General features: G+C 70.7%; 10 protein-coding genes. 3 read left to right on the forward strand and 7 right to left on the reverse strand.

What is annotated here, in order from left to right:
• Positions 1 to 158 precede the first annotated feature (158 nt).
• The 3 genes from ACWD3C_RS41545 to rimP all read right to left on the reverse strand — a co-directional run bounded on the left by ACWD3C_RS41545 (position 159) and on the right by rimP (position 2,040).
• Entirely contained in the window at positions 159 to 440 is a 282-nt protein-coding gene (locus tag ACWD3C_RS41545; RefSeq protein ID WP_451152737.1) for a YlxR family protein, read from the reverse strand.
• Between the two features lie 101 nt (positions 441 to 541).
• Entirely contained in the window at positions 542 to 1,528 is a 987-nt protein-coding gene (gene nusA / locus ACWD3C_RS41550) for a transcription termination factor NusA (protein ID WP_451152739.1), read from the reverse strand.
• Between the two features lie 2 nt (positions 1,529 to 1,530).
• A complete protein-coding gene (gene rimP / locus ACWD3C_RS41555; protein ID WP_451152741.1) occupies positions 1,531 to 2,040 on the reverse strand; it encodes a ribosome maturation factor RimP in 510 nt (169 codons plus the stop codon).
• A gap of 265 nt (positions 2,041 to 2,305) precedes the next feature.
• On the opposite strand from rimP, the gene ACWD3C_RS41560 reads away from it, so the two are divergent.
• From ACWD3C_RS41560 to ACWD3C_RS41570, 3 genes are read left to right on the forward strand one after another with little or no spacing between them, the layout of a single operon-like run.
• Complete coding sequence (locus ACWD3C_RS41560) at positions 2,306 to 2,869, forward strand: hypothetical protein (RefSeq protein ID WP_451152743.1); 564 nt, start codon at positions 2,306 to 2,308, stop codon at positions 2,867 to 2,869.
• Complete coding sequence (locus ACWD3C_RS41565) at positions 2,866 to 3,336, forward strand: ferritin-like domain-containing protein (RefSeq protein ID WP_451152745.1); 471 nt, start codon at positions 2,866 to 2,868, stop codon at positions 3,334 to 3,336. The genes ACWD3C_RS41560 and ACWD3C_RS41565 overlap by 4 nt, the downstream gene beginning before the upstream one ends.
• A 28-nt stretch (positions 3,337 to 3,364) precedes the next feature.
• Positions 3,365 to 4,279 (forward strand): aminoglycoside phosphotransferase family protein, encoded by a 915-nt coding sequence (locus tag ACWD3C_RS41570; RefSeq protein ID WP_451152747.1) that lies wholly within the window; start codon positions 3,365 to 3,367, stop codon positions 4,277 to 4,279.
• 394 nt (positions 4,280 to 4,673) lie between these two features.
• On the opposite strand, the gene ACWD3C_RS41575 is transcribed toward ACWD3C_RS41570, so the two are convergent.
• From ACWD3C_RS41575 to ispG, 4 genes are all read right to left on the reverse strand, one after another.
• Complete coding sequence (locus ACWD3C_RS41575; protein WP_451152749.1) at positions 4,674 to 6,365, reverse strand: proline--tRNA ligase; 1,692 nt, start codon at positions 6,363 to 6,365, stop codon at positions 4,674 to 4,676.
• Positions 6,366 to 6,467: 102 nt separating this feature from the next.
• Positions 6,468 to 7,037, reverse strand: coding sequence for a GNAT family N-acetyltransferase (locus ACWD3C_RS41580; RefSeq protein ID WP_451152751.1), 570 nt, complete (start codon positions 7,035 to 7,037; stop codon positions 6,468 to 6,470).
• Between the two features lie 67 nt (positions 7,038 to 7,104).
• On the reverse strand, positions 7,105 to 7,953 hold the full coding sequence (locus ACWD3C_RS41585; protein WP_451152753.1) for a GNAT family N-acetyltransferase: 849 nt from the start codon (positions 7,951 to 7,953) through the stop codon (positions 7,105 to 7,107).
• A gap of 132 nt (positions 7,954 to 8,085) precedes the next feature.
• The gene (ispG, locus tag ACWD3C_RS41590) at positions 8,086 to 9,243 is read right to left on the reverse strand and encodes a flavodoxin-dependent (E)-4-hydroxy-3-methylbut-2-enyl-diphosphate synthase (RefSeq protein WP_451152755.1); all 1,158 of its coding nucleotides are present in this window, start codon (positions 9,241 to 9,243) and stop codon (positions 8,086 to 8,088) included.
• Positions 9,244 to 9,518 lie beyond the last annotated feature (275 nt).

The following is a 9,518-nucleotide window of genomic DNA, read 5'->3' on the forward strand; positions in this document are numbered from 1 at the left end:
GTTGCGGCCGGACCGTCGCTACTTCATGGGCGTACTCATCGCGTACTCATCGAGTGCTCATCGCAATCTCGACCTGCTTTCGACTCGCGAGGTACCAGGGCCGCACGGGGTTCCGCACGACGCGTCTTACGGTGTTGCATGCTCAGCACTACCGCTGCTCAGCAACTGTCTGTCTGCTCGACGTACAGGCGCAACGCCTTTACGTCGAGCGGCCCCGGGACGCGCAGCGCCCTTGGGAACGCCCGGCGGCGTACCGCCTGGTCGAGACAGACCGGGGCCGGGTGTACATAGGCACCCCGGCCGGGCAGCGTACCGCGAGGATCGGGAACACACTGTTCCTCGATCGCCACGATCCGCAACAGATCGTCCTTGGCCGCTCGCTCCCGGCACCCCACACAGGTGCGCTCAGGGCATGCGCGGGCTCGCGTCCGGCCAGACACTCTTAAGTCTACCTCCCCGCACCGACCTCACCCCTTTGGGGCAAGAATCGAACGGCTGTTGTCGTGATCTAAGCGACTTGCGGCTTGGATCTATTCCCCGCCTACTCCGCCACCTGTTCTGTGTCCGGCCGGATATCGATCCGCCAGCCGGTCAGGCGGGCGGCGAGGCGGGCGTTCTGCCCCTCCTTGCCGATCGCCAGCGACAGCTGGTAATCGGGGACCGTCACGCGCGCGGAACGGGCTGCGAGGTCGACGACCTCGACCTTGGAGACCCGGGCCGGGGACAGCGCGTTCGCCACCATCTCGGCCGGGTCGTCCGACCAGTCGACGATGTCGATCTTCTCGCCGTTCAGTTCGCCCATGACATTGCGCACACGGCCGCCCATGGGGCCGATGCAGGCGCCCTTGGCGTTCAGACCGCTCCGGGTCGACCGGACCGCGATCTTCGTACGGTGACCGGCCTCACGCGCGATGGCGGAGATCTCGACCGACCCGTCGGCGATCTCCGGGACCTCCAGGGCAAAGAGTTTCTTCACCAGATTGGGGTGCGTCCGGGAGAGGGTCACGGACGGACCGCGCACACCCTTCGCCACCCGAACGACGTACGACCGCAGCCGCATGCCGTGCTGGTACGACTCGCCGGGGACCTGCTCCTGCACGGGCAGGATGGCCTCCAGCTTGCCGATGTCGACAAGGACGTTCTTGGGGTCGCGACCCTGCTGCACGACTCCGGTGACGATGTCGCCCTCACGGCCGGCGTACTCGCCGAGGGTGGCGTCGTCCTCCGCGTCCCGCAGGCGCTGCAGGATGACCTGCTTGGCGGTGGTGGCGGCGATACGGCCGAAACCGGACGGGGTGTCGTCGAACTCGCGCGTCTCCTGCCCCTCCTCCAGGTCCGCCGGGTCCTCCTTCGCCCACACGGTCACGTGACCGGACTGCCGGTCGAGCTCCACGCGCGCGTGGCGGCGGCTTCCCTCGGTGCGGTGGTAGGCGATGAGGAGGGCCGACTCGATCGCCTCGACCAGCAGGTCGAAGGAGATCTCCTTTTCCCTTACCAAACCCCGCAGGGCACTCATGTCGATGTCCACGGCTACGCCTCCTCCTCTTCCATCATGTCCTTCTTGTCCTTGCGGTTGAACTCGACCTGGACCCGCGCCTTGGCGATGTCGTCGAAGGCGAGCCTGCGGGTGGTGGCCTTGCGGCCCTTCACTCCGGGCACTTCGAGATCGAGGCCTGTGTCGTCCACGGTCAGGATTCTGGCGACGAGTTCGCCGTCGTCGTGGAGCTGGAACTTCACCAGCCGGCCGACGGCACGGACGTAGTGCCGGTGCTCCTTGAGCTCCCGCTCGGCACCGGGGGTTCCGACCTCCAGGGTGTACTCCCCCGCGCCCATCGCGTCCGTCTCGTCCAGCTTCGCCGAGAGCTCGCGGCTCACATCGGCGACGGCGTCCAGATCGGCGCCGGCGTCGGAGTCGACGACCACGCGCAGCACACGCTTGCGTCCGACCGAGTCCACGGCGATCTCTTCGAGATCCAGGCCCTGGGAGCGTACGAGCGGTTCCAGCAGTTGTCGCAGCCTCTCGCTCTGGGTGGTGCTCATCCGGGTGACTCCTCGGCCGCGTGTGCTGTTGTGGGAAGGTCGCGTGTCAGGTCAAAGGGTATCCGGTCCCAGGGGGTGTTGCCGTCCACGGCGGGCGTGAGCGGCCACCGCCAGGTGAGTGGGTCGGGTGCCCGTGTTCGTTCGGGACGGTGGGCGCGTGAACACGACAGGACGAGCCGCTGGCGTGCGTCGGGGTGGGGCACGGGTACCGTGATCGCGGGATTGACGCTCTCCTGTTCGTACGACCCTGCCGAGGATCTCTGCCGTGCCGTTCACCCTGCCATCGCGCACCCCGCCGGGGCCGCGCAGAAGGAGCCTGCTCGCCGGGGCCGCGGGCGCGGTCCTCGTCGTGGGCTGTTCGTCCGGGACCGACAGGTCCACGACCACCGACGGAGGCCCTTCGGCCGCCGACCGGGCACGCGCGCGCGTGGCGCGCGACAGCGAGGCGCTCGCCGAGCGGTACGCCGCCGTCATCGCCGCACACCCACCGCTGGGGGCGCTGCTCGCTCCGCTGCGGGCGGAGGTCGTACGGCATGCGAAGGCGTTCGGGGGCGGGGCATCGGCGTCTGCCTCTGTTTCGGCCTCGGCGAGTGCGTCGGCATCGGTGTCGGGGAGCGGTTCCCCTTCGCCGAGCGCCTCCGGCACCCCCGCCCCCGTGCCCGAGGACCCGAAGTCCGCCCTCGGCCAGCTCGCCGCCGCCGAGCGGGCGCTGGCGGACCGGCGTACGAAGGAGCTGCTGGACGTGCCGGGCGAGCTGGCGCGGGTGATGGCGTCCGTGGTGGCGGCCGGGGCCGGGCACGCGTTTCTGTTGACGGAGGGTGCGAAGTGAGCGAGAGCGGGGAGCTGGGAGCGGTGCAGGCCGCCCTTCGGGCCGAGCATGCCGCCGTGTACGGGTACGGGGTCGTCGGCGGCAGGGTCGGGGAGGCGCGGCGGGCCGAGGCGCGGGAGGGGTACGACGCCCATCGGGCCCGGCGGGACGAGCTGGCGCGGGCCGTGCGGGATCTGGGCGGGACGCCCGAGGCCGCGGCGGCCGCGTATGCGCTGCCCTTCGCCGTGGCGGACGGCGACGCGGCCGTACGGCTCGCCGTGGAGCTGGAGGAGCGGGTGGCGGGGGTGTACTCCGACCTCGTGCGGGCATCCGAAGGCGAGCGGAGGCGTACCGCCGTGGAGGCGCTGCGGGAGGCGGCGGTGCGGGCAGTGCGGTGGCGGGGAGGAAGCGTAGCCTTCCCTGGGCTCGCCGAGCGGGCGGCGGCCGGTCCGGCCGGTCCGGCCGCGCAGGCGGCACCGCATACGTGATCGCGACCTTGAAGGGAACACCTCGCGCATGGCTTTCGAACCGCCGCAGCGTGTCGTGCGGGCACTCGCCGAGACGCGCCACAACGGGGTCGACGGGGCCGACGACTGGCTGGACAAGCTTCCCGAGCTGATCCAGCAGGCCGTAGATCTACGCGAGTTGACCGTCGAGAGGGTGCAGGCGCCGGGTGGGCGCAGCAGTGTCGTGCTCTTGGTACGGCAGTACGACAACACCCCCGCCGTGCTCAAGCTGGCGCCTCCCCGGGCCCGGCCGGAGAGCGAGCGGGCCGCGCTCGGGCACTGGGACGGGCGGGGTGCGGTGCAGTTGCTCAATCCCGGTGACAGCCAGCAGGACGTCCTGCTGCTGGAGCGGCTGCGGCCCGACATGTCCCTGCGGTCGTTGCCCGAGGCCAAGGCGCTGCTGGAGGCCGCCGGGACGCTGCGGCGGTTGTGGGTCGAGCCGCCCGAGGCGCATCTCTTCGAGACCGTGGCCGAGCGGACCGGGCGGCAGGCACAGGCGATGCGGGCGTGGGCCGACGTGGACGCGGAGGTGTGGCCCCTGGTCGACGCGGCCCTCGCGGCCCGGGACGAGCTGCTCGCCGCACCGCCCGAGGAGCGGTTGCTGCACGGCACGTTCCGGCAGAGCAAGGTGCTCGCCGGGGAGCGGATGCCGTGGCTGGCCGTGGGGCCGGATCCGGTGGTCGGCGAGTGCGTGTTCGATCTGGCCCGGCTGGTGCGGGACCGGGTCGAGGATCTGATCGCCTCGCCGTCGGGGGCCGCGATCACCCGGCGTCGGGTGAAGCGGCTGGCCGAGTCCCTGGACGTGGGCCAGGAACGGTTGCGGGGGTGGACGCTCTTCCGGGCGGTGGAGTCGGGTGTGCGGGCACTGCGCGTGGGGCGTGAGCGGGACTCGGAGCTGTTGCTGGAGTTTGCGGGGTGGCTGTAGCGAGGGGCGTGGGCGGGGTGCGGGCCTGAGGTTTTCGCCCCCGCCGCCCCTTCCCCCGTCCCCACCCTGGGGGCTCCGCCCCCAGACCCCCGGGATCGGCCTTCGGCCTCGTCCTCAAGCGCCGGACGGGCTGGGGGTGTCTGGGGTGGGTTGGGAGTGTGCTGCTGGGTGGGTGGTGGGTCGGCCTTGCGGCCTCGTCCTCGGACGCCGGACGGGCTGGGGGTGACTGGCCTGGGCTGGAAAGGTTTGCGTGGGCTGGAGCCGCGCCCCTTCAGGGGCGCGGGGCTGCGACATCAGCGGCTCCGCCTCGGGGCGCGACCAGCCACACGCCACCCGCAGCACCCCAACAACCCGCAACACCCCCTGCCGACGGGTGATCAGGCCTCGGGCGTGATCACCGGGCCAGGCGGGCGATCGCCTCGTCGACCGTCAGTTCCTCGCGCTCGCCGGTCCGGCGGTCCTTGAGTTCGAGGACTCGCTCGGCGGAGCGGCGGCCGGCGACGAGGATCTGGGGTACGCCGATGAGTTCGGCGTCGGTGAACTTCACGCCCGGTGAGACCCCGGCCCGGTCGTCCACCAGGACCCGTACGCCCGCCGCGCCCAGCTTGTCGGCCACGTCGAGGGCCAGTTCGGTCTGCAGGGCCTTGCCGGCGGCGACGATGTGGACGTCGGCCGGGGCGACCTCCTTGGGCCAGCACAGGCCCTGCTCGTCGGCGTGCTGCTCGGCGAGGGCGGCGACCGCGCGGGAGACGCCGATGCCGTACGAGCCCATGGTCACGCGGACGGGCTTGCCGTGCTGGCCGAGGACGTCGAGCTGGAAGGTGTCGGCGTACTTGCGGCCGAGCTGGAAGATGTGGCCGATCTCGATGGCGCGGTCCAGCTTGAGGCCGTTGCCGCACTTGGGGCAGGGGTCGCCCTCTTCCACCACGACGACATCCAGGTAGTCGTCGACCTCGAAGTCCCGGCCGCACACCACGTTGCGGGCGTGCTTGTCCTGCTTGTTCGCGCCCGTGATCCAGGAGGTGCCGGGGGCCACGCGCGGGTCGGCGATGTAGCGGACCTTCTCCAGGCCCTGCGGGCCGACGTAGCCGCGTACGAGGTCCTCTCGGCCCTCGAAGTCCTCGGCCGTCACCAGCTCGACGACGGCCGGGGCGAGGTGCTCGCCGAGCTTGCCGAGGTCGACCTCGCGGTCGCCGGGGACGCCCACGGCCACGATCTCGCCGTCGACCTTGACCAGGAGGTTCTTCAGGGTCGCGGAGGCGGGGACGCCGAGGTGCTCGGCGAGGGTCTCGATGGTCGGGGTGTCGGGGGTGTCCAGTTCCTCGACCGCGGGGTGCTCCGCGGAGACCGGCGCCAGCTGGATGGTGACCGCCTCCGTGTTCGCCGCGTAGTCGCAGTGCGGGCAGTCCACGAAGGTGTCCTCACCGGCGGCGGCCGGGGCGAGGAACTCCTCGGACGCCGAGCCGCCCATCGCTCCGGAGACGGCGGAGACGATGCGGTAGTCGAGGCCGAGGCGCGCGAAGATGTTCTGGTACGCCTCGCGGTGCAGCCGGTAGGACTCCGCCAGACCCTCGTCGCTCGTGTCGAAGGAGTACGAGTCCTTCATCTGGAACTCGCGGCCGCGCAGGACGCCCGACCGGGGGCGGGCCTCGTCGCGGTACTTGGTCTGGATCTGGTAGAGGATGATCGGCAGGTCCTTGTACGACGCGGCCTGGTCCTTCACGACGAGCGTGAAGATCTCCTCGTGGGTCGGGCCGAGCAGGTACTCGCCGCCCTTGCGGTCCTTCAGCCGGAACAGCAGGTCGCCGTACTCCTCCCAGCGGGCGGAGGCCTCGTACGGCTCCTTGGGCAGGAGGGCGGGCAGCAGGACTTCCTGCGCGCCGATCGCGTCCATCTCCTCACGGACCACGCGGGAGACGTTGTCGAGGACCTTCTTGCCGAGCGGGAGCCAGGTCCAGATGCCGGCCGCGTTGCGGCGGACATAGCCGGCGCGGACGAGCAGCTTGTGACTGAGCGTCTCGGCGTCCGCCGGGTCGTCGCGCAGTGTCTTGACCATCAACCGGGACATGCGCTGGACCTGGGCCATGATTGTTTACTCCTGCTGCGTAAGGGTGATGACAGGAGGTTAGCCGGGCAGCACGGGACGGTGGAAATCGATTGGCGTCCGCGCGGCGGGCAGGGTGCCCTCCTAGGGTCTGCGCAGCGGCAGTGGGGCTCCCATCACCGCGTACGGCTTCGGGGCGCTCGGGAAGAGCACCCGGCGGGCCAGGTCGACGTAGCCGAGCGAGTGGTACAGGCCGCGGGCGGGGCTGTCGGTGTCGACGGCGGAGAGGATCGAGCGGGGTTCGGCCGCGCTGTCCGTGATCTCCGTGATCAGGGAGCGGCCGATGCCACGGTTCTGGTACGCCGGGTGCACATGCAGCTCGGTGATCACGAAGGAGTTGTCGAGCCAGCCCTCGTGGCCCTGGGCGCGCAGATACGGTTCGACGACGGTCGACCACCAGTGCGCGCGATTGTTCGGCATGCCGTACACGAAGCCGACGAGCCGGCCGTCGGGGGTGGTGGCACCGAGCGCACGGGCTCCCGGGAAGGTGAGGTGCCTGAGCACGATCTGCCGTCGTACGGCGATCTCTTCGGCGCCGAGTCCGAAGGCCACCGCCTGGACGGCCAGCGCTTCGTCCACACGGGCGGTCAGGTCGAGGGGGCCGATCACGATGTCTTCGGGGCGGCGGGAGCCGTGACCGGGGAAGCGCAGCATGCCGGGGAGCCTACCGGGGCGCCCCGCCGGGTTGCGCCGGGACGGCCATGCGCCCCTTTGGGCGCGCTCAGAACAGGATGCTCATGAAGGCGCCGACTTCCTGGAAGCCCACCCGCAGGTACGTCCGCCGTGCCGCCGTGTTGAAGTCGTTGACGTACAGACTGGCCACCGGCGCGACATCGGCGAGGGCGTAGCGGAGGACGGCCGCCATGCCGGGGGCCGCGAGGCCCTGGCCTCGGTACTCGGGGGCCACCCACACGCCCTGGATCTGGCAGGCCCGGGGGGTGGCGGCGCCGATCTCCGCCTTGAAGACGACCCTGCCGTTGCCGTCGAGGCGGGCGAACGAGCGGCCGGAGCCGACGAGTTCGGCGACCCGGGCCTGGTAGAGCAGGCCGCCGTCCCCTGAGAGCGGCGATACGCCGACTTCCTCGGTGAACATGGCCACGCACGCCGGCATGATCGTCTCCATCTCGTCCTTGCGCATACGGCGGACGTACGGATCCGGGGTGACGTGGGTGGGCAGCCGGTCGGTGACCATCAGTGGCTGGTGGGCGCGGATCTCGCGGGCCGGGCCCCAGCTGGGTTCGAGCAGCCGCCACAGCTGGGCGGTGGCTTCGGCGGGGCCGACGATGGAGGAGCAGCGGCGGCCGGCTCTGCGGGCACGGTCGGCGAAGGCGCGTACGGCGCGGGGGGTGGCGCAGATGGGGACGAGGTTGGCGCCCGCGTAGCACAGGGACGTGAGCATGCCGCCCTCGTACCAGCCCCACATCTCGCCGCCGAGACGCCAGGGGTCGAGGCCTGCGACCTGCACGCGGGACGTCACAAAGGCGTTCGCGACCGGCTCGCGGTCGAGAACGGCGAGTGCGGCGTCCAGGTCACTCGGTTCGAGGACCCGGGTGGTCGTCTGCGTCAACACGTGCGGGGGCCTCACCCTGGGGACTGCTGATCTCCGCACTGTACCTGGCGAATTTGAGCACCGCCGCCCCGATGTTTCCGGCCAGGGTTTTCGCCCCGGGAGCCGCCCCCGCGCGGCCCGCCGCCCGTGCGCTCAGCCCGCCACCGACACCGACGGCTCGCCCGAAGTCACCCCGTCCGCCTCCATCTGCTCGGCGATCTTCATGGCTTCCTCGATCAGGGTCTCCACGATCTTGGACTCGGGCACGGTCTTGATGACCTCGCCCTTGACGAAGATCTGCCCCTTGCCGTTGCCGGAAGCCACGCCGAGGTCCGCCTCCCGTGCCTCACCGGGGCCGTTGACCACGCAGCCCATGACGGCGACGCGCAGCGGGACCTCCATGCCCGTGAGGCCGGCCGTGACCTCCTCGGCGAGCTTGTAGACGTCGACCTGGGCGCGGCCGCAGGAGGGGCAGGAGACGATCTCCAGGCCGCGCTGGCGGAGGCCCAGGGACTCCAGGATCTGGGCGCCGACCTTGATCTCCTCCACGGGAGGGGCCGAGAGGGAGACGCGGATCGTGTCGCCGATGCCCTCGCTCAGCAGCGCCCCGAAGGCGACGGCGGACTTGATGGTCCCCTGGAACGCCGGGCCCGCCTCCGTCACACCCAGGTGCAGCGGATAGTCGCACTGCGCGGCCAGCTGACGGTAGGCGTTGACCATGACCACCGGGTCGTTGTGCTTCACCGAGATCTTGATGTCCCGGAACCCGTGCTCCTCGAACAACGACGCCTCCCACAACGCCGACTCCACCAGCGCCTCCGGCGTCGCCCTGCCGTACTTCTGCAGCAGCCGCCGGTCCAGCGACCCCGCGTTCACCCCGATCCGGATCGGCGTGCCATGGTCCCTCGCCGCCCCGGCGATCTCCTTGACCTTGTCGTCGAACTGCTTGATGTTGCCCGGGTTCACCCGCACCGCCGCGCAGCCCGCCTCGATCGCCGCGAACACGTACTTCGGCTGGAAATGAATGTCCGCGATCACCGGGATCTGCGACTTACGCGCGATGGTCGCCAGCGCGTCCGCGTCATCCTGCGTGGGACAGGCCACCCGCACGATCTGGCAGCCCGACGCCGTCAGCTCCGCGATCTGCTGCAACGTGGCACCGATGTCCGACGTACGCGTCGTCGTCATCGACTGCACCGACACCGGCGCGTCCCCGCCCACCGCCACGGGGCCGACCATGATCTGCCGGCTCTTCCGCCGCTCGGCGAGCTTGGTCGGAACGGACGGCATGCCGAGAGAAATCGCAGTCATCTGCTGTGCAACCCCAAGTTGTGATCAAGGTCCGGTCCCGTCAGCCGCGGGCTCCAGGCTTCGAGATTACGGCACATGCCTCGGCCCCAGCACATCACGGCCCGTAAACCCACTCGATGGAGAAGGCCGGGCACACATGGTGCCCGGCCTTCCTGAACGGCGGGTTGCTACGAGATGCGCACCGGGTTCACTACGTCGGCGATGAGTACCAGGAGGGTGAAGCAGATGAAGACTCCGGCGACGACGTAGGCGACGGGCATGAGTTTGGCGACGTC

It is taken from the genome of Streptomyces sp. NPDC002845 (assembly GCF_053591955.1).

Coding starts and splice junctions, on each gene's coding strand:
- ACWD3C_RS41580 (WP_451152751.1), bottom strand. CDS start 7,037: ATGCTGCGCTTCCCCGGTCACGGCTCCCGCCGCCCCGAAGACATCGTG.
- ACWD3C_RS41575 (WP_451152749.1), bottom strand. CDS start 6,365: ATGGCCCAGGTCCAGCGCATGTCCCGGTTGATGGTCAAGACACTGCGC.
- ACWD3C_RS41570 (WP_451152747.1), top strand. CDS start 3,365: ATGGCTTTCGAACCGCCGCAGCGTGTCGTGCGGGCACTCGCCGAGACG.
- ispG (WP_451152755.1), bottom strand. CDS start 9,243: ATGACTGCGATTTCTCTCGGCATGCCGTCCGTTCCGACCAAGCTCGCC.
- rimP (WP_451152741.1), bottom strand. CDS start 2,040: ATGAGCACCACCCAGAGCGAGAGGCTGCGACAACTGCTGGAACCGCTC.